Source organism: Enterococcus sp. AMC2644, assembly GCF_058216475.1.
The window spans coordinates 2,027,489-2,053,929 of sequence record NZ_CM177095.1 but is presented as its reverse complement, the minus strand read 5'-3'; the positions used below and the strand labels follow the sequence as shown (position 1 = coordinate 2,053,929).

The 26,441-nt window shown below is 36.6% G+C and carries 30 protein-coding genes; 2 read left to right on the top strand and 28 right to left on the bottom strand.

The genetic code is table 11. The annotated features are described in order from the left end of the window. Positions 1-3: 3 nt before the first annotated feature. The 16 genes from AC4BC5_RS09935 to AC4BC5_RS09860 all read right to left on the bottom strand — a co-directional run bounded on the left by AC4BC5_RS09935 (position 4) and on the right by AC4BC5_RS09860 (position 12,915). On the bottom strand, positions 4-1,272 hold the full coding sequence (locus tag AC4BC5_RS09935) for a F390 synthetase-related protein (protein WP_490495243.1): 1,269 nt from the start codon (positions 1,270-1,272) through the stop codon (positions 4-6). Continuing rightward, complete coding sequence (locus tag AC4BC5_RS09930; protein ID WP_490495242.1) at positions 1,269-2,069, bottom strand: MBL fold metallo-hydrolase; 801 nt, start codon at positions 2,067-2,069, stop codon at positions 1,269-1,271. Before AC4BC5_RS09930 ends, AC4BC5_RS09935 begins: the two co-directional genes overlap by 4 nt. Next, positions 2,044-3,021 (bottom strand): NAD-dependent epimerase/dehydratase family protein, encoded by a 978-nt coding sequence (locus tag AC4BC5_RS09925; RefSeq protein WP_490495241.1) that lies wholly within the window; start codon positions 3,019-3,021, stop codon positions 2,044-2,046. Before AC4BC5_RS09925 ends, AC4BC5_RS09930 begins: the two co-directional genes overlap by 26 nt. Further along, the gene (locus AC4BC5_RS09920) at positions 3,018-4,265 is read right to left on the bottom strand and encodes a glycosyltransferase (protein ID WP_490495240.1); all 1,248 of its coding nucleotides are present in this window, start codon (positions 4,263-4,265) and stop codon (positions 3,018-3,020) included. Before AC4BC5_RS09920 ends, AC4BC5_RS09925 begins: the two co-directional genes overlap by 4 nt. After that, entirely contained in the window at positions 4,246-4,869 is a 624-nt protein-coding gene (locus AC4BC5_RS09915) for a hypothetical protein (RefSeq protein WP_490495239.1), read from the bottom strand. The genes AC4BC5_RS09920 and AC4BC5_RS09915 overlap by 20 nt, the downstream gene beginning before the upstream one ends. Further along, positions 4,862-6,001 carry a glycosyltransferase gene (locus AC4BC5_RS09910; RefSeq protein ID WP_490495238.1) on the bottom strand — a complete coding sequence of 380 codons (1,140 nt, stop codon included), beginning with the start codon at positions 5,999-6,001 and terminating at the stop codon, positions 4,862-4,864. The genes AC4BC5_RS09915 and AC4BC5_RS09910 overlap by 8 nt, the downstream gene beginning before the upstream one ends. After that, the gene (locus AC4BC5_RS09905) at positions 6,002-6,754 is read right to left on the bottom strand and encodes an SDR family NAD(P)-dependent oxidoreductase (protein ID WP_490495237.1); all 753 of its coding nucleotides are present in this window, start codon (positions 6,752-6,754) and stop codon (positions 6,002-6,004) included. A gap of 129 nt (positions 6,755-6,883) precedes the next feature. Further along, a complete protein-coding gene (locus AC4BC5_RS09900; RefSeq protein ID WP_490495236.1) occupies positions 6,884-7,714 on the bottom strand; it encodes a MetQ/NlpA family ABC transporter substrate-binding protein in 831 nt (276 codons plus the stop codon). Between the two features lie 8 nt (positions 7,715-7,722). Next, positions 7,723-8,394 carry a metal ABC transporter permease EmtB gene (gene emtB / locus AC4BC5_RS09895; protein WP_490495235.1) on the bottom strand — a complete coding sequence of 224 codons (672 nt, stop codon included), beginning with the start codon at positions 8,392-8,394 and terminating at the stop codon, positions 7,723-7,725. Beyond that, positions 8,391-9,113, bottom strand: a complete 723-nt coding sequence (locus AC4BC5_RS09890; RefSeq protein WP_490495234.1) for an ATP-binding cassette domain-containing protein — start codon at positions 9,111-9,113, stop codon at positions 8,391-8,393. Before AC4BC5_RS09890 ends, emtB begins: the two co-directional genes overlap by 4 nt. 9 nt (positions 9,114-9,122) lie before the next feature. After that, on the bottom strand, positions 9,123-10,139 hold the full coding sequence (lplA, locus tag AC4BC5_RS09885; RefSeq protein WP_490495233.1) for a lipoate--protein ligase: 1,017 nt from the start codon (positions 10,137-10,139) through the stop codon (positions 9,123-9,125). A 143-nt stretch (positions 10,140-10,282) separates the two neighbouring features. After that, positions 10,283-10,933 (bottom strand): DUF1361 domain-containing protein, encoded by a 651-nt coding sequence (locus tag AC4BC5_RS09880; protein ID WP_490495232.1) that lies wholly within the window; start codon positions 10,931-10,933, stop codon positions 10,283-10,285. A 99-nt stretch (positions 10,934-11,032) separates the two neighbouring features. Next, positions 11,033-11,872: a GH25 family lysozyme gene (locus AC4BC5_RS09875; protein ID WP_490495231.1), complete on the bottom strand. Its 840-nt coding sequence runs from the start codon at positions 11,870-11,872 to the stop codon at positions 11,033-11,035. Between the two features lie 52 nt (positions 11,873-11,924). After that, positions 11,925-12,137 (bottom strand): DUF2922 domain-containing protein, encoded by a 213-nt coding sequence (locus AC4BC5_RS09870; protein WP_490495230.1) that lies wholly within the window; start codon positions 12,135-12,137, stop codon positions 11,925-11,927. A 13-nt stretch (positions 12,138-12,150) separates the two neighbouring features. Further along, complete coding sequence (locus tag AC4BC5_RS09865) at positions 12,151-12,357, bottom strand: DUF1659 domain-containing protein (protein WP_490495229.1); 207 nt, start codon at positions 12,355-12,357, stop codon at positions 12,151-12,153. A gap of 78 nt (positions 12,358-12,435) precedes the next feature. Next, entirely contained in the window at positions 12,436-12,915 is a 480-nt protein-coding gene (locus AC4BC5_RS09860) for an RNA polymerase sigma factor (protein WP_490495228.1), read from the bottom strand. A gap of 181 nt (positions 12,916-13,096) precedes the next feature. Here AC4BC5_RS09860 and AC4BC5_RS09855 point away from each other — a divergent pair, with 181 nt between their 5' ends. Beyond that, positions 13,097-13,909 (top strand): hypothetical protein, encoded by an 813-nt coding sequence (locus tag AC4BC5_RS09855; RefSeq protein ID WP_490495227.1) that lies wholly within the window; start codon positions 13,097-13,099, stop codon positions 13,907-13,909. Positions 13,910-14,451: 542 nt separating this feature from the next. Here AC4BC5_RS09855 and AC4BC5_RS09850 read toward each other — a convergent pair. The 8 genes from AC4BC5_RS09850 to AC4BC5_RS09815 form a co-directional block, all read right to left on the bottom strand. After that, on the bottom strand, positions 14,452-15,030 hold the full coding sequence (locus tag AC4BC5_RS09850; protein WP_490495226.1) for a VanZ family protein: 579 nt from the start codon (positions 15,028-15,030) through the stop codon (positions 14,452-14,454). A 201-nt stretch (positions 15,031-15,231) separates the two neighbouring features. Beyond that, positions 15,232-16,227 carry a dTDP-glucose 4,6-dehydratase gene (gene rfbB, locus AC4BC5_RS09845; protein WP_490495225.1) on the bottom strand — a complete coding sequence of 332 codons (996 nt, stop codon included), beginning with the start codon at positions 16,225-16,227 and terminating at the stop codon, positions 15,232-15,234. A gap of 12 nt (positions 16,228-16,239) precedes the next feature. After that, entirely contained in the window at positions 16,240-17,088 is an 849-nt protein-coding gene (locus AC4BC5_RS09840; protein WP_490495224.1) for a MurR/RpiR family transcriptional regulator, read from the bottom strand. A 62-nt stretch (positions 17,089-17,150) separates the two neighbouring features. Beyond that, complete coding sequence (locus AC4BC5_RS09835) at positions 17,151-17,768, bottom strand: HAD family hydrolase (RefSeq protein ID WP_490495223.1); 618 nt, start codon at positions 17,766-17,768, stop codon at positions 17,151-17,153. After that, entirely contained in the window at positions 17,768-19,207 is a 1,440-nt protein-coding gene (locus AC4BC5_RS09830; protein ID WP_490495222.1) for a PTS transporter subunit EIIC, read from the bottom strand. Before AC4BC5_RS09830 ends, AC4BC5_RS09835 begins: the two co-directional genes overlap by 1 nt. Before the next feature lie 15 nt (positions 19,208-19,222). Then, positions 19,223-20,113 carry an N-acetylmuramic acid 6-phosphate etherase gene (gene murQ / locus AC4BC5_RS09825; RefSeq protein WP_490495221.1) on the bottom strand — a complete coding sequence of 297 codons (891 nt, stop codon included), beginning with the start codon at positions 20,111-20,113 and terminating at the stop codon, positions 19,223-19,225. Then, a complete protein-coding gene (locus AC4BC5_RS09820; protein WP_490495220.1) occupies positions 20,106-21,185 on the bottom strand; it encodes a DUF871 domain-containing protein in 1,080 nt (359 codons plus the stop codon). Before AC4BC5_RS09820 ends, murQ begins: the two co-directional genes overlap by 8 nt. Positions 21,186-21,383: 198 nt before the next feature. Continuing rightward, positions 21,384-21,590 (bottom strand): hypothetical protein, encoded by a 207-nt coding sequence (locus AC4BC5_RS09815; RefSeq protein WP_490495219.1) that lies wholly within the window; start codon positions 21,588-21,590, stop codon positions 21,384-21,386. Between the two features lie 98 nt (positions 21,591-21,688). Between AC4BC5_RS09815 and AC4BC5_RS09810 the strand changes: the two genes are divergently transcribed. Beyond that, the gene (locus tag AC4BC5_RS09810) at positions 21,689-22,498 is read left to right on the top strand and encodes an alpha/beta hydrolase (RefSeq protein ID WP_490495218.1); all 810 of its coding nucleotides are present in this window, start codon (positions 21,689-21,691) and stop codon (positions 22,496-22,498) included. Positions 22,499-22,544: 46 nt separating this feature from the next. On the opposite strand, the gene galU is transcribed toward AC4BC5_RS09810, so the two are convergent. The 4 genes from galU to glf all read right to left on the bottom strand — a co-directional run bounded on the left by galU (position 22,545) and on the right by glf (position 26,426). After that, positions 22,545-23,417, bottom strand: a complete 873-nt coding sequence (gene galU, locus AC4BC5_RS09805; protein ID WP_490495217.1) for a UTP--glucose-1-phosphate uridylyltransferase GalU — start codon at positions 23,415-23,417, stop codon at positions 22,545-22,547. A 19-nt stretch (positions 23,418-23,436) separates the two neighbouring features. Next, entirely contained in the window at positions 23,437-23,844 is a 408-nt protein-coding gene (tagD, locus tag AC4BC5_RS09800; protein WP_490495216.1) for a glycerol-3-phosphate cytidylyltransferase, read from the bottom strand. Positions 23,845-24,017: 173 nt separating this feature from the next. After that, a complete protein-coding gene (locus tag AC4BC5_RS09795; RefSeq protein ID WP_490495215.1) occupies positions 24,018-25,184 on the bottom strand; it encodes a nucleotide sugar dehydrogenase in 1,167 nt (388 codons plus the stop codon). A gap of 135 nt (positions 25,185-25,319) precedes the next feature. Next, positions 25,320-26,426, bottom strand: a complete 1,107-nt coding sequence (gene glf, locus AC4BC5_RS09790) for a UDP-galactopyranose mutase (RefSeq protein ID WP_490497535.1) — start codon at positions 26,424-26,426, stop codon at positions 25,320-25,322. Between the last annotated feature and the right edge of the window lie 15 nt (positions 26,427-26,441).

The following is a 26,441-nucleotide window of genomic DNA, read 5'->3' as shown; positions in this document are numbered from 1 at the left end:
CATTTAAAATTTACGTGCCACACGTTTTAGTTTCACTTGTGGATGCCATTGATACGCTTTGAATGTTACTTGTGGACAGTTAAATCTTAAGTCTTCTGCCAATTGTTCAAATTCTTGGATTACTTGTAATTTTTGTTGTTCAGACAATTCGTTACTGGCGATTTCAACATGTGTGGGGTGATGTTGAATCACTTGATACTCTCGAATATTAGGAACAAATAAAAGACAGCGCCGAATAAAATCTGGAAAAACAGAAATAGTCGTCCCACCTTTTCCTTCGAAAAGAAAAATATCATCGGAACGCCCTTCGATTTTTTCAATGCGTTGATAGGCGGAACCACAAGGACATTTTTCTTTTGATTCAACTAAAATATCATTTAAACGATAACGAATGATTGGTTGTGATGTGCGTTTAAAATCTGTCACAATAGGATAAAATCGTTTTTCATCTAGATATTCTTTTTCAATAAACACTATGTCTTCATTTAAATGCAAATGACCATATTCGCAAGTACAACCTAAAAAACCTTCCGTACATTGATAAATTTGATGGATTACTGGTAATTCGAATAGCTTTTCCAAATACCTGCGATCGGTTTCTTCCAAAATTTCGGCAACTGAAATCACTTGTTGGACGTTCAGGTTTAATTTTTTTTGTTCAATTTCCTGAGCTAACGCAACTAACATAGACGCAGGTGCGATTAAAATAGTTGGCTGATACTTGTTTAAACGCGCGACATGTTCTGCTATCGAGTGGTAGGTATCAAAATAAGCCAGTTCAATCACAGCTGAATTGATACTTTGATACAACTGATTATCCGCCCGAAGAAAAAAAGCGAGCTTATGACCTATTAATTTACCTTTTGGCAACATTTTCCCCAAAATTGTTCCTGCCCATAAAGCTTGCTCAGCTGCTGTCGTAATAAATATCCCACGATGCCCTGAAGTTCCCGATGATAGACCAATTGAGAGCCCTTGATAATCTTCACTAAATTCTCGGCTTTTCTCACTAGCTAATGCAAATGCCATGGCTTCTTCTTTTTTGATACCTCTTGTGTTTAATTCATTAAAATGGGTCATCATAAACGTTTTGTCCATCAGTGGAAATTCGGCATTCGCTGGTAAGGAACGATAATATGATGAATGAGCACGCATATACGCATATTGTTTTTGCAGTTCTTTTTCTTGATACCGTTCTAATGCCTGTCTATTTTTAAACCGATGTCCCCAGCGAGCTTGGATAAAAGGAGCAATCATTTTCAACTTGTTCATGACAACACTTCCTTAATCCGCTGCGGTGCATCATGACTTACTACCACTTGAATACCATCTGCATCAATTTGTTGTAAAATAGCACAGCTTTGTTGATAAGCTTGAATATTATTCTGAATCAAACGAGGAATTGGTTTCATTTGTTCTGTTTTTGATAACAAATCCATCCCCCAACAAATATCGGCTGCCAGAAACAACTTCTTTTCTGGCAAAAATAGACAACCTTGCCCAAGTGCATGACCATCAAAAGAAGACAATAGCATACTTCCATCTCCAAATAAGTCCGCTACTGCCTGATAAGGGAAACGAGGATGTTGTTGCTTAGGCAGCACAGGAAGCACTCGTTCTTCGAAATCATCAGGTAGAAACTCTTTAAATATTAAGTCTTTGGTAGTTGACTGTTTAAAATTACGATAGGCTGTTGCTGTAGTGATAAATGTCGCATTCGGAAATTGTTTGGCACCACCGATATGATCTGGATGTAAGTGAGATAGTATCAACCATTTAATTTCCGAAGCTTGAATTCCTTTTTGACGTAATTGCTGAGCAATCGTCTGTTCAAATGATACTTGAATCGGATTGATGGTACGATACAAAAGGTATTTGAGTTTCTTTTGATACAAATCAGTTGAATAGCCCGTATCATATAGAATATAACCTTGCGTGCGATGCTTCATTAAAAACACTCCCGCTGGAAAACTCCGAGTTTCTTTTGGAGCATTTTTAAACATCCAATGCAAATGGTTCGTACAAAAACCACAAGCAAAATAACTAACTTTCTCTATAATGGGCTGCATATTTTCTAATCCCCTCGCTAATCGTCATTTTTGGTTGATAGCCTAACTCTCTTTGTGCTCGTTCAATCGAAAGCGTCTGACTATACCGCAATAAAAAAATAGTATATTGGGTAAATAATGGTTCCTTAGTAATTCCCAACCAACCATACATTTTTTCAAAACTAGCAGACAAGCCATACATGAATGGAAAATTTAAGGAAAGGTATTTTTGTTCTAGTCCTAATTCTGCTAATAATTCATCTAAAATGGCCTTAAACGGGCGCGGTTCACCATTCGTAATATTATAAACTTGCCCAGTAGCTAATGGACTCTCCAAACTCAAACGAATGGCTAGTGCCACATTTTCTACACAAGTCACATCCACCAACTGTTGCCCTTCATTAAACAAGGGCATGCCAACTTTTCGATGCACACGTAATAAACGTGGAATGATACTAGTATCCCCAATTCCAAACAACCCTCTTGGGCGTAAAACGACCGTAGGGACACAACGGTATTGTTTTATTTTTGCTTCAGCCAATAGTTTACTTTTGATATAAAAATTCAAGTTATTCGTATGGGGCGCCTCATCTTCCCGCAAATCAAACTGATCTTTGCCAGCTGCATAAATACTTGGCGAGGAGATAAAAACCACTTTTTTAATTTGATGTTTTTCACAAGCTTTTAAAACATTTTCTGTTCCTAAAACATTTGTTTTATAGAAATCTTGCCACTTTCCCCAAACGGTTGATAAGGCACCGGCATGAACGACTGCATCCACACTGGCAACAGCCTGCTCAATTTCATCGTACTGAACAAAATCGCCTTTAATAAAGGCTACTTGGGATTGTTTCAATTGTTCGCCAACAGCTTCATTACGCCCGAAAGCAACGACTTCATACTGAGATGCAACTAATTCTTCAATTACATACTTTCCTAAAAAACCTGTGGCTCCTGTTACTAATACTTTCATTTTAGATCACCTTCTTTTAGGCGTTGAATTTCATCCATCAAACATTGACTTGGTTGATAATTCTGCCATTGCTGACTTACTTGCGCTAATTCTGACCAATCACGTATCAGTAAACGCTGAAATTTCTCATAGATTTGGCGAACGTTGCTTCGATTAGCTACTTCGGCAACCCCCGCAATTTCTGCTCGTACAGCGTAATCAAATTGGTCATAATCATGGGGCAATATCAATGCAGGACGCTGATATTTGATACAATTGTATAAAATTCCGGCACCACCGTGATGAATGACATATTGAACATGGGGCAATACTGCTTCGTATGGTAAATAGCTATACACCGATACATTTTCTCTTAGCTGTTCCACCGTTTCTTCTTGATCGTTACCAGAAGAAATCAAAAAATGAAACTGTGGATAGTTCGTGGCAAGTTTACAAATCAGCGTCGTTAAAGATTCTTTTCCCCACAACAAATGGGTCCCATTGGTTACTAAAATATACGCTTTGGCTTCTAAACAGATAGTTTTTGTTGCAAGTGAGGAACAACAAGGTCCGGCCCATTTAAATTGGGTTGGAAAATCATCACGAAATTCCAATTCTTTCATACCTAATCCCAAAATTGAATACGGCGAATAAATTGTTTCTTCTCCTTGATGATACAAGTAGAAATCATAAGGTTTCAATTGCTTCCTTAATAACCACACAACCAGTCGTTTAAAGGAACGGACTATCTTTCGACCAAACCAATCACGAACCTGACCTACCTTTGTGTTTGTTGGCTGCCAACCACCTAAATAGCTTGGTGTCGTCCGCTGACTTTCGATTGCAAAGGGCGTAGGAATTGTCGTAATCCAGGGAATCTTTAATTGATTGCAGACAATACCAGCAGGTACAGCGACAAAATCTGCCACTACAAGATCTGTTTGATGCGCTTGAAAGGCCTCCTTGAAAAAAAGAATTATTTCAGGAATCAATTCAAGATTTTGTTTTAATTGTTGGTACATGCCATAAGGACGAATTTGTTTGTCGGTATTCGCAATGCGTTCCATTTTAGAAGGATCGTCTGGAAACAGAGGGATGACGGTAAAGCCTAATTTTTCCGCTATTGCGACTTTATTCATCCCAGTAAACACACGTACTTCATATCTTTCATCTTCTAATAAAGGACGAGCGATTTCTAATAGTGGATAAAGATGCCCACTAAAAGGCACTGCGACTAAATCGACTTTAATTTTGGATGATTTCATCAAGCACCTCCTTAACTGCTGGTGATACTAAATAATTATGATGACCGCAGACGACTTGATTGGTTTGTCTATTTCGATCAAGAAGTCGTGAATAATAATCATTTTTTCCTTTTAATACCCAAACATTTTCTTGTAAGGATAACTTTTGTAGAGACACCGGACCCAATGCCACTATTTTTAAAGTAGCCTTCACTGGCATCTCTCTTAAAACTTGCGTTAACATGTTTAACCCAGAACTTTGCGTGACTAAAATAACTTCTTCTAAATCAAATAATGGGCGCAAATGACGTATTAGTTCTTGATGAAAAGCTCGATTCCACAAGGTATGCCCATAATAATGAACATTACTTAGACTCGCTTGTAATAACGAAGGAAACACCATTTGTTGATAATCAAATTCCTGATTATACGGAAAATTAGATGGAATCTCTTGATAACCAAATTGCCGAAAATAATGCAAAAATTGCTGTTGCTCTCTACTCAATGACGCATGTTGGTAATGACTGCTACCACTCAACAAGACAACAATCCGTGAGCTTGTCAACAAAGTCTGGTTAACATCTAATTGCTGTAAAGCTACTAAATACTGGTTAAAATCAAACATAACGAATTTTCCCATCGGTGACTTTAATTTTTTTATTACGCCAGTGGATAATCGGAGGTGTCACTAAGGTGTACAAAAAGATAAATGGTAAGAAACTATCATTCAGTACTTCATAACCGATGACCGATAAGGGTTCTGCTACTTCAAAAAAACGATTCCGATAAATCCGTAACAAGTATGCTTTTAGGCTAAATAATAGAAACGTGCCTAATAAATAAGGCCAGCCCAGTACAACGCTTAGCAGCAACAACAGCCCTGGTAAAAAGGAAGGCAGAACAACTAAGAAAAATAAAGCCCACGAAGGAAATCTCTTGATATAAATTGAAGCAAACAGCAACCAACGTTTCATTAACAAAACATATTTTTTTGGTTGTAATACTGTGTTGCGCACATTACAAGGAATTTGACTCTGAATAATCCGGATCTTATTCTTGGCTAAAAATGTTGCGACTGCTAAATCATCGCATAATTCGTATTGGACTTTCTCAAAGACATCTAACCGCTGAAAAAGTGCCGTTCGACTAATGTAAAACATGCCGTTAATCGTCTGATTTGCATGGACATTCGCCATTGGAAAATAAGTTAAGAGCGAATTACTATTTACAAATGCAGCCACCAATTTGGACCATAAACCAGTCTGCCCAAAATTATAAGGGATGCCTGTCACAATAAAATCTTCCATTAACATTTCATAATGACTCATTTCATTCAAACGTCCCCGATCAAACACCGAGTCATCGTCCAGTACTATAAAATAGGGTGTTGAAATTTGATGAAGCACCTGTTTTAATTTATACACTTTTGGATTGACCTCTTGTGGTACCTCATCCAATAAAATAATCCTGACACGTTTGGCATATTCAAACTCTTGAAGAATTTTTTGAGTTACTTCTTGGGCAACTAAATCACTTTGATCGACTAACCAAATAAACAACATATCTGTTGTTTGTTGCAAGTTACCACGTAAATCTTCTTCTAATCGAGGATCTCCTGACAAAATGGGCTGCAAAACCGTATACTCACTTTCATCAATCTTTCCACTTGGTATGTTTCGAGTATAACGTTTGGCTAATAACCAACGTAATCCAAAAAAGAAGAAAAAACTAAGACTTAATCCATAAAAAAGATTCATTCACATTCGCCCCTGTTTAATATAATTTCCAACTAATTTCAATCGTAACTTCAGCGGAATCCAACGTAAAAGTTGCGTCATCCACCAATTGCGATACCCAATAATTTGATGATTTTTATTCGTCTTCAACACTTTTTCAACTGCAATAGCAACTTTTTCTGGTGTCATTTGAAAGTGGTCGCCTGGTAAATCTGACGACATCTTCCCTTTAAAAAAAGCCGTTTTGGTTGGTCCTGGACAAATGGTCACCACTCGAACATGCGGGTACGCACGTAGTTCTTCTGTTAAGCCTAAAGAATAGTGCCACAAAGCTGCTTTACTAGCACTATAACTCGCCAGATAAGGATGGACATAAAAAGCAGCTGTCGAACAGATATTGACAATCACTCCTTGTTGCTGTTGAATAAATTGTTGGGCATATCTCTTCGAAAGAATCATCGGTGCTAAAAAATTTGTTTCAATTTCAGCGAATTCTTGTGCCAACGACAATTCTTGAAAATCACCAACTTGACCGATGCCTGCACAATTGATTAAACAATCAACTTTATAACGTATCGGAATGTTCTCCACCGCCTCTAAATCTGTTAAATCTAATGGAATGATCTGATAGTCACCAGATATTTTTTGCGCTGTTCGTTGTAAACTTGCGGGATTTCGTCCAACTAGTAATAAACAAACATCTGGTGATGCGAACCGTTCGACTAATGCTTGACCAATCCCTGAAGAGGCTCCTGTTATCAAAATAGTTTTCATCTATCGGCCTCCTTTATGTTTGTTCTTATTTATAATTATCGCAAAAAAAGAGAGCGCATTCAAATATAGCGAATAAAAAAAACAAAAAAAGAACTCCCTACTCGAGAAGTAAGGAGTTAAAATAATGAACTAAAATGCTGGAACTAAAGTATCGCTATGGTCATTTTCTAAGAATGAACGTACTTTATCACTAGTCATCGCTTTTTTCAACGCGTTAATTTTTTCTGAATCTTGATTGTCTTCGCGAGCAACTAATTGAATAGAGAAACGTTGGTCAATATTTTTTTCTAAGAACAATGCGTCTTCAGGTTTCAAACCAATTTTTGCAATATAAGTTGGGTAGTTGTACACCAATGAAACATTTGGTTCGCTATATGCTTCAGCTAAATTTAATAAATCAACTTGCAACCATTCAAAGTTTTTAGGATTTTCAACCACATCTTTGATTGTCCCATTCACACCAACGCCATCTTTTAATTTAATCAAGCCTTGTTCTTCTAAAATTGCTAAGGCACGACCTTCATTTGACACATCATTGGGAAGCGCCACTTTGGTATTGGCTGGAATTTCGTCTATTGATTGATAATCTTTTGAATAAAAACCAACTTTTGCATCATAAATTGGTTGAATCGCAACTAAATCCGTGCCTTTTTCACTATTGTATTTTTCCATAAACGGTTTGTGTTGCGCAAAACTAGCATCTGCTTCTTTACTGCTAACCATATCGTTGTAAGCCACGTTATCATTTACTTGAACGAGTTCAACTTCCCAACCATCTTCTTTAGCAACCTCGGCTGCCACTTTGACAACGTCTGTCATTGGAGGAGCTTGAGACGCAACTTTAATCACTTTATCTGTTTTGTCCGCATTGTTGCTGTTTTCTGTTTTCCCATTTGATCCACAGGCAGCTAATGTAACTACCGCTAATAATGATAAAGCCCCGATGTAAATTTTCTTCATTTTTGCTCCTACTTTCTTTTGTCTAATTTGCGGGCAATAAAATTCCCCGTCATTTGAATAATAAATACGATGACAATCATGACAATGATTGCAAAGTACATAATTCCAGTTTGATAACTTTGGTACCCATAACGAATCGCAAAATCTCCGACTCCTCCACCACCAACAATCCCCATGACAGTTGAATAAGAGACCATGCTAACAACAGCTGTCGTATAAGCCAGCACAATACCACTTCTGGCTTCGACTAATAAAAAATGCCAAATATACTGCCATTTTGACGTTCCCAATGAATCAGCTAATAAACGAATTTCTTCAGGAACATCCAATAAAACTTGCTCAACTAAGCGAGCAAAAATTGCGACTGCAACAATACTTAAAGGTAGTGATGCCGGAACTGGACCGAATGCTCGACCAATCAGAAAACGAGTAACCGGAATCAAGGTAATCACAAATAATAAATACGGAAACGAACGTACCAGCGTGATCAAAAAATTTAACAGCCAATAACTAGCTGGTTGACTGCCCTTGATATTTGGATTAGATAAAAATAAAGCGACACCTAATGGTAAGCCAAATAATAAACACGCGGTCATTGAAATCCCCATCATAGTTCCAGTTTGTTTCAACGATAGGATGAATTCTGGTAAATAATACTGAATGTTTTCCATAAGTGTCATTGAGCAAACCTCTCTTTAACTTTTTCTAAATAAGGGGTGTCATTTTTATCTAATTGAGTCACTTGATTGTCAACGGTCCCTAAAAGACGACCATCTTCCATCACTAGCACGCGCTCACACAGTTTCTTAACCGTATCCAACTCATGACTGACAAAGAAAATCGTGACGGGAAATTCTTCATGGATGCGTTGTAACAAACGAATCACATCTTCCGTATTTTCTTCATCTAGGGAACTCGTTGCTTCATCGCATAATAAAACATCTGGATTTCGAGTCAATGCTCGGGCAAGAGCAACCCGCTGTTTTTCTCCTCCAGAAAGTTGTGCCGGATAACTGTCTGCTTTATGACTCATTCCCACAAAGCTCAATAATTCAACCATTTTTGTTTCATCTTTTTTGCCAATTAATTTTAAAGGCAAGGCCACATTTTCTTTGACAGTCAGATTATTTAACAAATTATATTGTTGAAAAACCATCCCAATTTTCTGTTTTTGTTGCTGAATGGCTTTTTTAGAGAGCTTGCTCACATCTTTATCTGCTAAAAATAGCTTTCCTTCACTAGGCGTTTCTAGTAAATTTAATAAACGCAATAATGTTGACTTTCCCGAACCGCTTTTTCCAACGACTCCGATAATTTCACCTTTTGCAACTGAAAATGAAATATCTTGTAAGGCGTTTACCGCTTGATAGTTCTTCGAGACATGTTCTAGTCTATACATGACAGCCTCCTAACCCACTAACAATTCTAACAGATTGTCATTGGTGAAATTTAAGATATATTCTGATACATCAACTTGTGCTAAAGCGGATGATAAGTCTTCATATTTAAAGACCCTTCCCAGCAAAATTTTTTCCAGATCTGTTGTATCTTTAGTACCAAAGTAATCACCAAAAAATTGAATAGCTGAAATACGGCCTTTTTCTGTGGATAAGTGAATATCCACAATCCCCACTCCCGGGATGCGTGTCCGTCGATTAAATTCAAATTTGGGCGCTTCTCCATAAATCCAATCATCATTAGCATAACGTTCATCAAATAGTTTTTGAATAGCTACTTCATCGGCCTTGCTTAGAACAAATTCTTTCTCTTTAATTTCAGCTATTGAAGCGACTTCGTAGATATGGCAAAGTAACGCATCTCGAAATTCTGGTGTAGTTAACTGTTGATATTGTTCATCTAAGAAAGGTTTAACATTAGTGACGCTCTTACGAACTGATTTAGTTGCTTTCGATTCAATCTTTTCCTTTGATACAGTCAAGATTTTATCCAATACCGATAAATCGACATCATACATTAAGGTCCCATGTGAATAAGTCCGACCATGACGTGTATACATCGCATTTCCCGAAAACTTCATTTCTTTAATGTACAAATCATTGCGACCACCGACAGTCGCATCGCTTGCTCCCATTGCTTGCAACGCATGTAAAATCGGCGTAGTCACACCACGATAATCACCAAATGTTGTGTCATCTTTTTTGGTGACAAAACTAAAACTCATATTGCCTAAATCATCATATACTGCCCCACCACCAGAAATACGGCGTGTTAAGGTAATATCATGCTGACGTAAATAATTAAAATCAATCTCTTCGTACGCATTTTGATTGCGTCCGATTATAACACAAGGTTTTTGTATATATAACAGAAGCAGGGGTTCTGTCACATCCGCTGTATTCATTAAGTGTTCTTCTGTTGCTAAATTCCAACGGATATCATTGCTTTCCATAATGTAATAACGCATAAACAAGACACCTTTACTTTCTCATGATTTTATTCCTCTTTCTATAATCCCTTTTAAGCCAAAAATAAGCAAGAATTATGCTCATTATTTACTGTATCTATTTTGCAAAAACACTGTATTAATAGAATAAAAAAAGAAGCGCTTTATTTCGCTTCTTTCTGTTCTTGTTGTCGACCATTTGCAATCCATAAAATACCGATAATGCCTAGATGTAATAAAAAGAACAAACAGACAAACTCAAATTTTTTCATCGTCCAATGTCCAAAAATCACTTCTAAAACATATAACGGCCTGGTAAAAAAGTGAACCGAATGCAAGCGTGGCGCAAATCTTCCAGCATACATTGCCATAGACGACAGCCAACAAATCACTGGCACAATACTTGCAATTCCCCATCTAGATAGCTGTAATTTTTCTTTTGCTAAGGTCATTAATGCGAAAAACTCCATAAATCCCCAATAAATGTAAGCAAAAATAACTAAAAACAAGATGAGAATTAAGCCCCAACCACGAATCGTTTCTAAGCTCATTCCCGTTAAGTTGTTGTATAAGCCCAATAAATCAGCGTGGACGATATCCGTTACTAGATAAGGAATGTTAGGGAAAAATAATAGCCATAAAAAGCCAAAAAACAATTGTAAGTAGCCATTCTTCACTCGCTGCACTTGAAACGCACATTCAATTGGTAAATACGCCAAAAAAGTATTTAACACAAGAAAGTCAAAGTGTGTTTCCCACGTAATGATTAATGTGCCTAAGGTAATCAAACGGATTAGCCAAGCATAAATAAGCAACCCCTCCTTTATCTTTCCTACTATTGTAATCGAATTGCTTCAAAATAAAAAATCAGTTTGTGTTATTTAATAAAATTTTAGGAGAATCCCCCTTCTAGATCAGACATATTTGCCATATGCCAGGTATTCCCCCAAAGCCACATACGCAAATTGACCATCCTTTCGTTTTTGCTGTCCCCAGACATAACCTTCCGCCAACTGAATGCTTTCAAGACTCACTCGCTCACCTTTTTTCAATATAGCAAGTGAAGATGCTTTGGTACTCGCTGCTTTTCGTAAGTTGACATCTGTTGTAAACTCGAATAGACGCGTGGTTATACTGGGAACCGTTTGACCAAAGAAAAATTCCCATTCTCCTTTGACTAAACGATTAAGATCCAACTTACCAGAATATCCTTGTAATTTTCCTGCCGAAGTATATTGATGCAAATGATAGGCGTTGGTGGCAGTCGGGTTGGCGCCCATGTATTGGCCAGTATTTTGACCATATGCTGGCACCCATAAACCATCAAACTTACTAACGTCTAGTTTAAACTGCTGATATAAATGATTGGCGACATATACACCGACTTTCTTTGCTCCAAGTTGCTTCAACTTTGCACGATAACATTCACAGCCCTCGCGCATATTAGACATCGATTGCTCCTCGACATCCAACCACCAAAAGACTGGTTGAAACGCTTTTGCCCGTTGATAAAAATCGAGGGCTTCTTGTTCCATATCACTTGCTGAAGTCCCACGAACCCACGCATAAACCGCTGTCGGCACACCTCGTTTTTGAAATTCACGTAAATGCGTTTGATAATGCTTATCGACATAATTAGAGCCATATTGGACTCGAATAATGACACCTGCGATTTGTTTGGCAAGCTGGTCATAATTTATTTGGTTAGGTACTTGCCACTCACTGATGTCTAAAATAATTGGTTTAGGAATCATCTTCATTCTCCTTTATAAAAAGCGAGGAGTTTTTCACCCCTCGCCTGTCTTTTTAAAATAAGATTGTTTCAATTGTTTCAACGTATTTGGCACTTGTTGCAGCTTGGTACAGTTGCAGTCCATCTTTTTCAAATAAATTTAATTCCGTAAATTGTTGCATTGCTGCTTTCACCTGACCTTCATCCAGATTTTCTGCTGCAACCGTTGGAATTAATTTGTGGGCTTTTCCTTCACTATTCATAAACGTTAAATGTAATTTTTTCATCTACTTTTTCCTCCTATTTATTGTACTCGTATTCGACAGTTTCAATTACCGTATCCATTGTGACCGTATCTGGTGCCAGACTAGCAACCACATCGCCTAAAGCTAAGACTTGCGCTTCGGTCGGATTGGCGATAACATTCGCAAAATTTTGTTTAAGCGTTTTGTCATCTCCTTCTTGCGTAAATTGAACGGTTAATTTTGTTTGACTTTGTGTTTTCATAAAAAATACATCCTCCTTGAATTTTTTTAGTAAGTTGCGCGCCTTACACTTCTATAAACGGAAATACCAGAAAGAATGTCACACTTTTTTGAAAAATAATGTAAATTTATCTCGAAAATATTTGCGATAGCGACTACGACTTTGACGCGATAAGGTTTCATCAGTTAATAAAGAGAGGACTTTTTGTTGATCTTTAGGCTTTAATTGCCGATAAAATGTTTCGAGCTGAGACAACTCAGCGATAGCTGCATAGTTTTCCTCATCTATTTGTACTTCTAAAAGAAATTCCTCTTGAACCTTTATTAATTCTTTTTGTTCTTTACGTTTTTCATCAATGAGATACCACAAAAGATAACGAAACAAGTAACTAATGTTGTTTTCAGCCTCAAAATATCCTCTTGATTCATATTTTTCTGCTCGTAAAAAGAAGAGAATTCGCAATTCTTGAAGATAATCTTCAAAGTCATTTTGACCAGGAAAAATACTACAGCGACGTAATACTTTATAAAATAAGCCTTGATAATCATTTACTAATTGTTCTAATTCTTCTTGATTCATAATCGTTTCTTTCCTTTATTCGTTGTATTCCTCGAGGTAGCCTGAGTATAAAAGAATAAATTAAAAAACGTTAATTGTTTTATTTGCATTTTTTTACAAATAATGCTAAAAAAACAGCTGTTTTGTTGTATAATACTGTCAATAAATCCTGTTCAAAAAATAATTATTAGGAGATGATTAAATGGTGTATTCGAAATCTTATGATCCAAAAAAGAGAAAGAAGATCCCTACTTTTTTTCGAGAATATCGTCCAAAATTAGAGAATCTGCCAGCATTTTCAGCAGTTGCTGACCAATCACCCATTGATATTTATCAACTAATTGAGAACATTTCTCTTAGTTCTCAAGCAGATTTTTTAGAAGAAATTTACGCAATTATTCCTGTAAATCGTCCATTATGGGGAGCTTCTTGTGTTATATATAGAGAATACGTGCTACTAGTCGAAGACAATCCCTTCAATATCGTCTGTAAACTGTTACGAAATTTAGAACATATGGAGTATCCTATCTACCGCAAAGCCTTAGGATATATGACAAACAAGAAAGAACGACTAACGCCTGTCGCTAGCCAAAATTACAGTTTGTTTCCTACAGCAAAAGTAGATGATAGTGAGACAATCTGGTTAAATCCCGGACGTATTCATGCATTAATTGAACAAAAACAGCAAACCGTTGTCTGCTTTGAGAACTTATTTGCACTAGCAACCGCCAAAAACATTGCCAGTCTAAAAAACGGCATGAAGAAAGCTTTTTTTGCCCATGCAATTATTAAACGCGAACATGACTGTCGCGGAACTCGTAGTACAACTAGTCTATTAGAATTTTTGAACATTACTTCTTCAGTCGAGACACGCGAAATTTTAAAAGGTATCGAGTTTCAGCATATCCCAGGCTATCAACATGATTTTTTCCGAATTTATCCTAAGTATCAAGATGCGCATAGCCAGAGGAAAGCCAAAAAAGAATTTCATCGTCGCTATTCAATTGAACTTTGACATTCGTCAACTTCGGTCGTTGCTATTTTTTACTCTACTGCTAAATTGCATTTAGCAAGGCATCGTGCCCTCTATTAAGAAATACGCACTCGTCAGGCCAACGATTCTTTTAAGTGTCATTATTGCGTTCGCTTTTACTATTCAACGACTGACTAATATCGTACAGCCATCGATTCTAAAAGCAGTCACGAGTGGCATTCTATACATCGACTACGCGTATGTCACCTTAAAATTTTTAATGAGTAACGTATTGCTTGATTCATTTTTGAACGTTTTATTAAACGATCGTTCACTATATTGTGAGTTGCCAAAGCCTGTTTGCATTGCCTTGTTAAATACCTAACAATCGTTTAGTTCAGAGACGAATCCGATATCTACTGGTAATTACTTGCTTTTTCTAAGGCAAACAGCTGTTTTTAGATTGGATTCTGTCTCTTTCTCTAAAGAAACAACTTAGAAATATTGGTTAGTATTGGGAACCAGACAGCTATCATTCTGTGAACTACAAAAAAACATCGATTCCTAAGAGAGTCGATGTTTTTTTATAAAATGATATATTTCTTTAATCCTAAGCAAATCCCATACCCAATTGAACACCCAATCAAGTTTAAAAGAATGTCACTCAACGCAAATGTCCCAATATAAAAGACATATTGAATGGTTTCAATTCCTAAAATCGTCAGCAAAGCAATTACACCAAATTCCCACCACTTCGCTTTTAACCCATACAAGCCACCTAAAGGTACAAAATACAAGACATTCAAAATAGCTTCTAAAATCGTCTTCTTATCCTTCACAAGAAAATCAATGATTTCCCAACTAAACGTATGATACTGTGGCGCTTTCGTAAATAATACAACGAATAACAAAAATAAGTAGACACTATAGACTAGATACAAATAAATGACTGAAAACCGTTTAAATAATACTTGCAAATAAAATAACCAGCAACTCAAAATCAAAAACAACGTCAATGTTTCCTTCGTATAGGCAAATCGCTCCATCATATGAACAAAGCGATTGTATTGCAATAATGTTGGATAGGCAATGTATTGGATAACGCCATACCCCAGAATACCTGAAACAATTAAAGCTAAAAAACTCTTTACCAACCGTGTCATCAGCAGCCCCCCTGACCATCATTGCTATTAGTTTAGCAGAAAATTATGTAATTTATACTAAACATACACTTTTTTATCAAAAGCATAAGAATCGCTTAAAAAAACCTTTTGGTGCTAAAGAAACACTGAGTGGCTACTACCAAAGAATCGTATACATCATGAAGGCTCTTAATGAACACTCTTGCTGAGAACAACGGTGCGTTATTGTTTACTTTGTGCGTACCAATCTTCAACAGTCGCTTTTTCTTTTTCCCACCATTGCTGATTTTTTTGATACCAGTCTATAGTCTTTTCCAATCCCAAACGAAAATCAGTAAATTTCGGCTGCCAACCTAGTTCTTCTTTCAATTTCGTAGCATCAATCGCATAACGTAAATCGTGACCTGGGCGATCGCTCACATGCTCATATGCTGTAGGAGACTGTTGCATCAGAGCTAAAATTGTCTCCAATACTGTCTTATTATCTAATTCTCCTTCTGCACCAATCAAATAGGTTTCCCCGATTTTCCCTTTGGTTAAAATCAACCAAACAGCATGTGAATGATCGTCAACATGAATCCAGTCGCGAACATTTTTGCCGTCACCGTAAAGTTTAGGCTTTATTCCACATAAGATATTGGTAATTTGTCGTGGAATAAATTTTTCAATATGCTGATATGGCCCATAGTTGTTGGAGCAGTTCGAAATCGTAGCACGCAAACCAAATGAGCGAACCCAAGCTTTCACTAATAAATCTGAACTCGCCTTGGTAGCTGCATATGGACTGGATGGATTATAGGGGGTTGCTGGCGTAAATTTTTGTGGATCATCCAGGGCTAAATCACCGTAGACTTCATCTGTAGAAACATGATGATAACGGACAGCAAACTTACGACAGGCTTCGATTAAGGTATATGTTCCAATAATATTGGTTTGGACGAATGGAGAAGGATTATCTAAAGATTGGTCATTATGAGACTCTGCCGCAAAATGAACTACCGCATCACTTGCTTGCACTAGCCGTTCTACCAACGGAGCATCACAAATATCCCCTACGACTAATTCTACCCGATTAGAAATGGGCAAATTCGCTTGATTGCCCGCATAAGTCAGTTTATCCAGAACTGTTATATGTATTTCAGCTTGATTGCTGACAACATAATGCACAAAATTCGAACCGATAAAACCGGCACCACCCGTCACTAAAATCCGTTTCATCACAGCTCCTCCTTAAGAATAGTTCTCCAGTACATCTATCGCTCGTTTGGTTTCTTCTAGTTGTAAAATCGTCTTGTCATAATGCTTTGAAGCATAAGCAGAAAATAAAACATCTACTGTATACAATTGGACTAAAAGCGAATTCGTCGCTGAACTCCGCAACGGTGCTTCCCCGCCATCTGCAATATGGACAACAATATCGGATAGTTTTGCTAAAGTGGATTTTTTTTGACTTGTCATACTAACAACCGCTATCCCCTTGCTCTTTGCCAAAGCTGCCAAACTATTCACAGCTTTTTTTTCTCCCGAATTAGAGACTAAAAAAAGAAAAGATGGCGTTTCATTGGTAACCATTGTCGTTGCTAACAAATGAGCATCTTGATAGAACATCGCTTTGCGGCCAATTCGTAAAAACTTTTGACAAAAATCATCCGCCACTGCGCCAGAAGCACCAATCCCATACGCATAAATAAAATCGGTGGTTTCCAATAAGGCTAAGACAGCTTCAATCGCCTGGTTTTCTAACAGCTCACAGTTTTTTTCAATGCCGTTCACTACTCGCAGTTTAATTTTACGCTTAATCGTTTCAATATCTTCGTCAGGTGCAATGTCAGAAGACAATTCCTGATTGATTTGTGGCAAGCTTGCCGAAAGTTTTAGCTTTAAATCGGGGAAACCATCGAGTCCCAAAGAGTAACACAAACGGACCACAGTCGATGGACTCGCACCTGCTACTTCAGACAAAGTTTTGGCACTCATATGAATCACTTCTGAGGCATGCGCCAAAATCCACTCGGCTAATTTCTTTTCAGTTTTTGACAGCTGCTCTAATTGACTTTGAATGGTAATTAAAATATTCATATCTGATCCTCCCTACGTGTATCATACAACAAAAAAAAGAAAGAGCATACAGTTCGTATGCTCTATGAATCAATATATGTCAAAATTTCAGACACCGACTGAATCGAAGCCGTCGCTGCAGGATCAGCATTGTTTAATGCTAACACATCTAAATTCGCATTGACAGCGGCTGAAATGCCAATGGAAGAATCTTCTACCACTAAGCATTCTTCTGGCTTTAAAGCTAATTGATTTACTGTATAATGATAAATTTCAGGATTGGGCTTACTCCGTTGAAAACGATCGCCACTGACTAACAACTCAAAATACGACAAAATGTGATTCTCTCTTAGAATCATTTGAATATTTTCTAAAGAAGATGATGATGCCACTGCCAAGCGAAGTCCTCGATTGGCTAGTGCTTCTAAGGTTGAAACCATTTCTGTATTAAAAATTTTACGATAATCAATCGGATAGGTCGCACGAAAATTGGCATATTGTTGCATTAACCAGTCGCGTTTTTCTTGCTCTTCAACTAGCAGTTCAAACATATCTTTTGAATTAGAACCCACTAGTTTTTCCTGAAATTCATCCGTTACCGGAATATTATGTTTGCTAAAAAACAATTTACGTCGTTTGCGATAATGACTTTCTGAAAAAACAATAACACCGTCCATATCAAAAATGACTGCTTTTTTCATTATTCTTCGCCTACTTGCATTGCTTTTGTTGTTCCAAAGAAATACGTCATCACAAACCCACCGGCATAGCCTGCAAGCAAGCCAATGATATAGTTTAACCAATGACCGTTAGCAATCAACGGAATCAATGCCACACCACTTGGACCAATGGATGTTGCACCCACATTTCCAAGCAAACCAATCACTGCACCACCGATACCGCCACCAATACAAGCCGTAATGAAGGGTCTTCCTAATGGTAAAGTCACCCCATAAATCAACGGTTCACCAATTCCTAAGATTCCAACTGGCAACGCCCCTTTAATTAATTCCACTAGCGATTTGTTACGGTAACATTTTGCCCATAAAGCAATTGCTGCCCCAACTTGCCCAGCACCTGCCATCGCTAAAATCGGTAGCAATAAGGTACTGCCGCCACTTTCAATCATTTGCAAATGAATAGGCGTCAAAATTTGGTGTAAACCAAACATAACCATTGGTAGGAATGCCGCTCCTAAAACAAAACCAGAGAATGCTCCACCCACATTTAGAACCCAGTTAATTCCACCGACTAAACCATTTGAAATAAAACCAGCTAAAGGCATAATCAAGAAAATCGTTGCCAAGCCCATAATCAATAAGGTAATCACCGGCGTCACAATAATATCAACCGATTCAGGAATCACTTTATGCAATCGTTTTTCAATGAGTGACATTAAATAAACGGCAATGATGACCCCAATTACCCCACCTTGACCCGCAGCAAGCGGTTGACCAGTAAAAATATTGGTTAAGGGTGCATCAGGGCTCATACCAGCCAAAGTCGTCACACCACCGATTACCCCACCTAAACTCGGTGATGCCCCAAATTCACGTGCACTATTAATCCCTACATAAATCACTAAATACGTAAACACACCACTTTGAATAATTGCACAAACGGTGGCAATATTGACCCACATATCGCCCGAAAGTTGACCTGCCGCCATTAAGTTTTTTAGAATCGAAGCAACCCCACCAATAATCCCAGCACCAACAAACGCTGGAATCAACGGAACGAAAATATTAGCAATAGCTTTCAATGCTTTCGACCAGGGTTTTTGATTTTTTTGTTTGACTGCAGCTTTGGTTTGCGCTGCTTTTTCTTCCACTGCTGCACGGCCATTACTAGCTGCACTTGCTTTTTCGGGCAAGGTTTCACCTAAAGCAACCCCTGCCATATCTACCATGTGTTGCGCTACCTTATTTACTGTCCCCGGTCCAACGACGACTTGTAAGGTATCATCTTCTACCACACCCATTACCCCAGGAACTTTTTTCAAGGTATCAATGTCAACTAGATTGTAATCTTTAATTTCCATGCGTACCCGAGTCATACAATGAACAATCTTATTCACATTATTCATGCCACCTACGTGATCATAAATCCCTTGTGCAATTTGTTGATTCTTGTCTGCCATTTTTATTTCCCCCTTTTATAATGTTTGACGAATAAAACCATTTCCTGCTATCAATTTTTCAGCCGCTACTTCTTTTGCTGCGCCAGTCAAAATCATCACAATCGCTAATTTCACATTTTCATCTGCCTCAACAAAGGCTGCTTCAGCTACCTCATACGAACATTCCGTGGCTTGCATAATGATTCGTTTGGCACGCTCCACTAGTTTTTCATTAGTCGGACGAACATCAACCATTAAATTGTTGTAGACTTTACCAATGCCAATCATCGCAACCGTTGATAACATATTTAAAACTAATTTTTGAGCTGTTCCCGATTTTAGACGAGTCGAACCGGTTAAAACTTCTGGTCCCACTTCCACTTCAATCGGATAGGTCGCATGTCGACTAATTGCCGCGTTTGTATTACATGAAATTGTTGCAGTCGTTGCACCAATTTCATTAGCATAATCTAAGCCACCAATCACATAAGGCGTCCGACCACTCGCCGCAATCCCCACCACAATATCATTTGCTGTTAACGAAATCGCTGCTAAATCTTTACTACCTAATTCCTCTGAATCTTCCGCACCTTCTACAGCAACTGTCATCGCCTGCATGCCACCAGCAATCAACCCTTGAACCATTTCAGGATCCGTACCAAACGTTGGAACACACTCAGCCGCATCTAACACACCTAAGCGACCACTAGTCCCCGCTCCCATATAAATCAAACGGCCCTTCTTATTAAACGCTTGAATAATTTGGGCAACTACTGCTTCAATTTGTGGTAAGACCTTCTCAATCGCTAGTGGCACTTGGCGATCTTCTTCATTCATTGTCTGTAAGACATCCATAATCGTCATCTGATCAAGATGCATAGTCTTTGGATTTCTCGTCTCTGTGGTTAAATTCTCTAAATTACTCATTATCGTTCCTACTTTCTACTAACTCAAATCGATAGCCAGGTAACACGCAAGCAAGGAGGTCTCTTTGCGAAGCCTCTACTTTTGCTACAACATTGACCTTTTCATCGGCTGGTAAATCTGTCTTACTAATTTGAAGCTCTCCCATATAACGCAAATATTGCTGATTATCTAGCGTCACACTGCCTTTAGTTCTCGGTAGCGTATTGCTTGGTTGGATGATTGGCACCTGTTTAAAACGCGCCTCCTGACTCCGTAAGACATCTCTAGCATCATCTACTCGATTGGTATGGGTTCCTATAAATAAGTCACGATGCGTCTCATCTGTGATGTGTACCGGTAAAACAACTTTTTGCTCTTGGAAATAGGCAATAAATTGCTGTTGTGTCTGTTCACTTAAGCCTTCATCCCCAATACAAACCTCATCACAGGCATAATTTTGTAATAAATCAACTGCCGCAAATAAAGGATGCTTCAAGCGATGACTTTCTAATGTGGGTAATCCCGCATGTAACGGCCCACGTAAATTTTCATTTCCAGGAACAAAAGCCAAAATTTTAAAGCCTAATTTTCGCCATTTTTGATTCAAGGATTGTAAATACTGTTCCGACAAACCAGTCTCAGGTCGAGGATAATAATTGTGCCATAATTCCATATTGTCAAAATTCGCCTGATATTGAACCAGCGCTTCCACATCCGCATCCGTTAACGTCGATGCATTCAAACCAATAACCAATCGTTGTGACAGCTTAGCAATTGTTTGAAAATCAATCCCGTAATCCATCCGCATTCCAGTCACACCTAAAGATAAAAGCTGCTCTACCGCTTGCTCATCATTCAAATCAATCTGCAAACGACGCAAACCATCACTCGAAAGATCAACCATCAATGAACGATTAAATGCCTTCGTAATTTTACAAAGCTCTTTCAAATTAGCTAAAACCTGTGACTCATCCTCTTCTGGAATGTGTAACGAAGTAAATATTCGATTAAATCCACTATGAAACATTTTTTCAATATACATCCGCTTGGACTCTTGAAACGTATCCCCTAAGAATACTGAAAAACCTAGCACAACCTCACGCCCTTCCTTTAATACGCTTACATTATAAACCAAAAGAAATTTTATTTCAATAATTTTAATTAAAACAACTACAAAAAGAAATATAATTTCAAAAATAGTTGTTTTCCCGATAGCTTAGACCCTTTATACTTCCCCTACAAACAAATCAAAAAGACAGGAAAACCCAAATGATTTTCCTGTCAGTACTATTTATATTCCTTTGCCCTCTAATAGTTTGATGATTGCTTCAAAACTAGCAACAATTTTATCTGCATGACTTTGAGAAAAAGGAAATCTAGTTTCTTCCATTGCAATAGTATACATCCCCGCACGTTTTGCTGAAGTGATGCCATGGTTAGAATCTTCAATCGCAAACGTTTTCTTTTTATTCCAATAAGCAATTGACAAGCTACTCAAAGAACTGTATCATACTTTTGGAATTCCGTATAATGGATGCGCCTTCAACAAAAGGCTTATTTTTCAATCATCATAAACAAGAGAAGGAGAAAATCTACATGAAAACATTCAAATTATCCTTAGAATCACCTGAAATAGAATTTCCAGCAACTATCGAGGTGTTTTTACGTGAAAACATCGAAATAGACAGCAAACCTTTACCGACAGTCATTATTTGCCCTGGTGGTGGTTATGACTTTCTTTCAGCTAGAGAATCAGAACCCATTGCTTTATCATTTTTGGCACAAGGTTTTCAGGCCATTATTTTGAATTACACAACTATGGGTGATGGAATTAAAGAGAACTTCTTGAATTCAACTATTTTACAAGTTGCTAAAACCTTTGAGTTGATTCATCAAAATCAAGAAGAATGGCAAATGGATACCCATAATATTTTCCTAATCGGTTTTTCAGCAGGTGGACACTTAGCCGCTTCTTATTCAACTAGTTGGCAAACATTTGAAAACGATACCACCTCAGTTAATTATCAGCCTAAAGGTGCCATTTTGTGCTACCCAGTCATTGGATTCGAGTATGGCTGGCCACAAGATTTATCGTATTTCAAATTCCCTCTAGGTGATCCTAAACAATACGATACATCTAAAAAAGTCACACCACAAACTCCTGATACATTTATTTGGCATACAGCTGATGATGCCCTCGTATCCGTATCAAATACATTGAGATTTTGCGAAAAATTAACTGAAAACAGCGTCAAATTTGAATGCCATATATTTGAATCTGGTGAACATGGCCTATCGCTTGCGACACGCTCATCCTCACACTTTCTGACAGATAACTGCATTGTCCCAGAAGTAGCCAGCTGGTTCACGTCTTGCATCTCTTGGATAGAGAGACGATTAGATTGAAAGTAAAACCCATCGATAACAAGTCGTCATCGATGGGTTTCATTCTTTATAATTTTGTCGCTAATTCTTTTAAATAAGCTTTCAATTCATTTTTAATTTCAGGATGTTTCAAGCCATATTCAATATTCGCTTCTAACATTCCTAGTTTGTTCCCTACATCATAACGTTTCCCAGTAAATTCTCTAGCAAATACTCGTTGTGTTTTATTCAACGTATCAATTGCATCTGTTAATTGAATTTCCCCACCTAGACCAGGCTCTTGCGTTTCTAAAATATCAAAAATTTCTGGTTTTAATAAGTAGCGTCCAATAATAGCTAAATCACTAGGTGCATCTTCAGGTTTTGGTTTTTCAACAAAAGCTTTCACATCGTACAATCCTTTAGAAACCTCAGAAGTTGGGTCAATCACTCCATATTTAGAAGTATCTTCATGAGGAATAGGCATAACAGCAAGTGTAGACGCTTTGGTGTTATCATAATCGTTCATCAATTGTTTTGTAAGAGGGATCTCATCAACCATAATGTCATCACCTAACATGACTACAAACGGCTCATTTCCTACAAATGATTTTGCCTGTAATACAGCATGACCTAATCCCAATGGTCGTTTTTGACGAATAAAGTGTAGACGAATACCTGTAGTTTCCTCTACTAATGCAAGTAATTCTTTTTTACCTGATTTTTCCAAATTATGTTCCAACTCAAAATTTGAATCAAAGTGATCTTCAATTGGTCGTTTGGCTTTACCTGTTACCACTAAAATATCTTCAATGCCTGAAGCAATTGCTTCTTCTACGATAAACTGAATCGTTGGTTTATCAATAATTGGCAACATTTCTTTAGCAATCGCTTTTGTTGCTGGTAAAAATCTTGTTCCTAATCCTGCTGCAGGGATTATTGCTTTACGTACTGTTGTCATTTTTCTCTCCTTACATATGTCATTTGTTGTTTTTTATTCCTAAGTCTTTTTTTATTTGAGTTGTAGAAATCTGTGGTGTTCGAGAAAGATATATTACTTCGGCATCTGTTTTTTCTTCAATAAAATCAAATTTCCCAGTCCAATCATCTCCCATAATAAAAGTATCGATTTTATATTCACCAATATCAGTGATTTTCTGCTCCCAATTATTTTCCGGAATAACTAAATCTACATAGCGAATAGCTTCTAAAAGTTGCTTTCTCTTTTCAAAAGAGAAGTAACATTTCTTTTGCTTTTCATTCCAATTAAATTCATCAGTTGATAAGGCCACTACTAAGTAATCACCCTGTTCTTTGGCTCGACGTAACAAATTAATATGTCCATAATGTAACAAGTCAAATGTTCCATACGTTATAATTTTTTTCATTTTCTCTCCTTAGATTATCGTTATATAATATTTTTAAATCCTTATCTATTAAATATTCCCAACAAATGTATGAGAACTAAATCTACGAGTCAATTTTTAATATATATGACGTATTTAAAAAAAATACAACACCATTATAGTCATTTATTTATTAAAAAATTGATAGATACATTCTAGTCTTTACCAAAAATATCTCTTGTATATACTTTTTCTTCTACATCTTCTAATATTTTTTCCATGCGATTTGAAACAATTACATCAGAAATTTCTTTAAATTCATTAAAGTTTTTTATAACTTTAGAATTATAAAAATAACTATCCTCTAGGCTTGGCTCATATACAACTACTTCAATCCCTTTAGCTTTGATTCGCTTCATTACACCTTGAATAGAGGAATATCTAAAATTATCAGAATTAGATTTCATAGTTAAACGATAAATTCCCACTGTCTTTGGATTCTTACTAATAATTTGCTCTGCTATAAAATCTTTTCTAGTAGTGTTTGCTTCAACAATTGCACTAATAATGTTACTTGGAATATTTTCATAGTTAGCACGTAATTGCTTTGTGTCTTTTGGTAAGCAATAGCCACCATAACCAAAGGAAGGATTGTTATAATGTTGGCCAATCCTAGGATCTAACCCAACTCCTTCAATAATTTGCTTTGAATCTAACCCTCTTACTTCTGCATACGTATCTAATTCATTGAAATATGCAACTCGCAATGCTAAATATGTATTTGAAAACAATTTGATAGCTTCTGCTTCTGTTGGATTAGTTAATAAAATTTCCACATCTTCTTTATAACCATTACGTTTGAATATAGTCGCAATTTGTCTACCACGTTCTGAGTTTTCACCAATCACAATTCTTGAAGGATAAAGATTATCGTATAAAGCTTTTCCTTCTCTTAAAAATTCTGGAGAAAATATAATATTATTCGTATCAAACTTTTTTTGAATCTCTAATGTATAACCTACTGGCACAGTGGATTTAATAATAAATGTTGCATCCGAACGAATTTCTAATGCTCGATTAATTACATCTTCTACAGTTGATGTGTTAAAATAATTCTTCTTTTCATCATAATCTGTTGGTGTTGCAATAATTAAGTAATCTGCAAAATTAACTGCATCTTCGAAATCATTTGTAAACTCAATATTTAAATCATTGCGTTTTAAAAAAGAACATATCTCATTGTCTTCCAAAGGCGATTTCCCTCTTTTAAGCATATCTATTTTAGATTCGATAATATCATATGCTTTTACATCCTCTTCTTGACTCAATAGTAATGCATTTGCCAACCCAACATAACCTAAACCAAATACTGATATTTTCATAGAAACTTCCTCCTATAAGATAATTTCAAAATACAATTAGAACATATCTGAAAACAAAGAATCACAAGTTAATTTTTTGGGAATAATTTTCAAATACGTTCTAAATTTCATAAAAATAATTACTAAAATAAAATGCTATTTTTTAATTTCTTTATCAATTGTTTTCAAAGCTGCTTGAATAACCATATGCATATCAAGATATTTATAAGTTCCTAATCGCCCACCAAAAATATATTTATTTTCTTTTGCAGATAATTCTTTATATTTTAGATATATAGCATTATTTTTTCTGTCATTTACTGGATAATAAGGTTCATCTCCTGGTCTCCAGTCCGCCGGATATTCTTTAGTAATAACTGTTTTGGACTGTTGACCAAATTCAAAATGTTTGTGCTCAATGATTCTAGTATACTCATGCTCAGAATCTGTATAATTTACAACTGCATTACCTTGATAGTTTTCTTGGTTTATAATTTCTGTTTCAAATTTTAAAGAACGGTACTCCAATCTACCAAATTCATAGTCAAAGAACTGATCAATCATTCCTGTATATATAATTTTGTCGTATTCTTTTTCGAAAATATCTTTATTCTCAAAAAAATCTGTATTTAACTCTACTAATATATTTTCATGAGAAAGCATTTTTTCTATAATTTGTGTATAACCACCTATTGGTATTCCTTGATATTTATCATTAAAGTAATTATTATCATAAGTTAGTCGAACAGGGAGCCTTTTTATAATGAATGCTGGAAGCTCCGTACATGGTCTTCCCCATTGTTTTTCAGTATATTCTTTAATTAATTTCTTATATATGTCAGTTCCAACTAAAGAAATTGCTTGTTCCTCTAGGTTTTCTGGAGTTTTCTCATTTAATACTTTTCTTTGCTCTTCAATTTTATTTTGAGCTTCTTCTGGAGTTGTTACTCCCCATAGTTTATTGAATGTATTCATGTTGAATGGTAGATTGTATATTTCACCATGATAGTTAGCTATAGGAGAATTTGTATATCTATTAAATTCAGCAAATTGATTTATATATTCCCATATATCTTTATTTGAAGTATGAAAAATATGAGCACCGTATTGGTGTACATTTATTCCTTCAATTTCTTTAGTATATATATTTCCTGCTATATGATTTCTTTTCTCAATTATTTTCACTTGATGCCCATTTTTAGCTAATTCATGTGCACACACAGATCCAAATAATCCCGATCCTACTATTAAATATTTCACTATTTTTCCTCTTTTCTA

Excerpts from the sequence above, each read along its gene's own strand:
- AC4BC5_RS09935 (WP_490495243.1), bottom strand. The coding sequence starts at position 1,272 with ATGAACAAGTTGAAAATGATTGCTCCTTTTATCCAAGCTCGCTGGGGA.
- AC4BC5_RS09930 (WP_490495242.1), bottom strand. The coding sequence starts at position 2,069 with ATGCAGCCCATTATAGAGAAAGTTAGTTATTTTGCTTGTGGTTTTTGT.
- AC4BC5_RS09925 (WP_490495241.1), bottom strand. The coding sequence starts at position 3,021 with ATGAAAGTATTAGTAACAGGAGCCACAGGTTTTTTAGGAAAGTATGTA.
- AC4BC5_RS09920 (WP_490495240.1), bottom strand. The coding sequence starts at position 4,265 with ATGAAATCATCCAAAATTAAAGTCGATTTAGTCGCAGTGCCTTTTAGT.
- AC4BC5_RS09915 (WP_490495239.1), bottom strand. The coding sequence starts at position 4,869 with ATGTTTGATTTTAACCAGTATTTAGTAGCTTTACAGCAATTAGATGTT.
- AC4BC5_RS09910 (WP_490495238.1), bottom strand. The coding sequence starts at position 6,001 with ATGAATCTTTTTTATGGATTAAGTCTTAGTTTTTTCTTCTTTTTTGGA.
- AC4BC5_RS09905 (WP_490495237.1), bottom strand. The coding sequence starts at position 6,754 with ATGAAAACTATTTTGATAACAGGAGCCTCTTCAGGGATTGGTCAAGCA.
- AC4BC5_RS09900 (WP_490495236.1), bottom strand. The coding sequence starts at position 7,714 with ATGAAGAAAATTTACATCGGGGCTTTATCATTATTAGCGGTAGTTACA.
- emtB (WP_490495235.1), bottom strand. The coding sequence starts at position 8,394 with ATGACACTTATGGAAAACATTCAGTATTATTTACCAGAATTCATCCTA.
- AC4BC5_RS09890 (WP_490495234.1), bottom strand. The coding sequence starts at position 9,113 with ATGTATAGACTAGAACATGTCTCGAAGAACTATCAAGCGGTAAACGCC.
- lplA (WP_490495233.1), bottom strand. The coding sequence starts at position 10,139 with ATGCGTTATTACATTATGGAAAGCAATGATATCCGTTGGAATTTAGCA.
- AC4BC5_RS09875 (WP_490495231.1), bottom strand. The coding sequence starts at position 11,872 with ATGATTCCTAAACCAATTATTTTAGACATCAGTGAGTGGCAAGTACCT.
- AC4BC5_RS09870 (WP_490495230.1), bottom strand. The coding sequence starts at position 12,137 with ATGAAAAAATTACATTTAACGTTTATGAATAGTGAAGGAAAAGCCCAC.
- AC4BC5_RS09865 (WP_490495229.1), bottom strand. The coding sequence starts at position 12,357 with ATGAAAACACAAAGTCAAACAAAATTAACCGTTCAATTTACGCAAGAA.
- AC4BC5_RS09860 (WP_490495228.1), bottom strand. The coding sequence starts at position 12,915 with ATGAATCAAGAAGAATTAGAACAATTAGTAAATGATTATCAAGGCTTA.
- AC4BC5_RS09855 (WP_490495227.1), top strand. The coding sequence starts at position 13,097 with ATGGTGTATTCGAAATCTTATGATCCAAAAAAGAGAAAGAAGATCCCT.
- AC4BC5_RS09850 (WP_490495226.1), bottom strand. The coding sequence starts at position 15,030 with ATGACACGGTTGGTAAAGAGTTTTTTAGCTTTAATTGTTTCAGGTATT.
- rfbB (WP_490495225.1), bottom strand. The coding sequence starts at position 16,227 with ATGAAACGGATTTTAGTGACGGGTGGTGCCGGTTTTATCGGTTCGAAT.
- AC4BC5_RS09840 (WP_490495224.1), bottom strand. The coding sequence starts at position 17,088 with ATGAATATTTTAATTACCATTCAAAGTCAATTAGAGCAGCTGTCAAAA.
- AC4BC5_RS09835 (WP_490495223.1), bottom strand. The coding sequence starts at position 17,768 with ATGAAAAAAGCAGTCATTTTTGATATGGACGGTGTTATTGTTTTTTCA.
- AC4BC5_RS09830 (WP_490495222.1), bottom strand. The coding sequence starts at position 19,207 with ATGGCAGACAAGAATCAACAAATTGCACAAGGGATTTATGATCACGTA.
- murQ (WP_490495221.1), bottom strand. The coding sequence starts at position 20,113 with ATGAGTAATTTAGAGAATTTAACCACAGAGACGAGAAATCCAAAGACT.
- AC4BC5_RS09810 (WP_490495218.1), top strand. The coding sequence starts at position 21,689 with ATGAAAACATTCAAATTATCCTTAGAATCACCTGAAATAGAATTTCCA.
- galU (WP_490495217.1), bottom strand. The coding sequence starts at position 23,417 with ATGACAACAGTACGTAAAGCAATAATCCCTGCAGCAGGATTAGGAACA.
- tagD (WP_490495216.1), bottom strand. The coding sequence starts at position 23,844 with ATGAAAAAAATTATAACGTATGGAACATTTGACTTGTTACATTATGGA.
- AC4BC5_RS09795 (WP_490495215.1), bottom strand. The coding sequence starts at position 25,184 with ATGAAAATATCAGTATTTGGTTTAGGTTATGTTGGGTTGGCAAATGCA.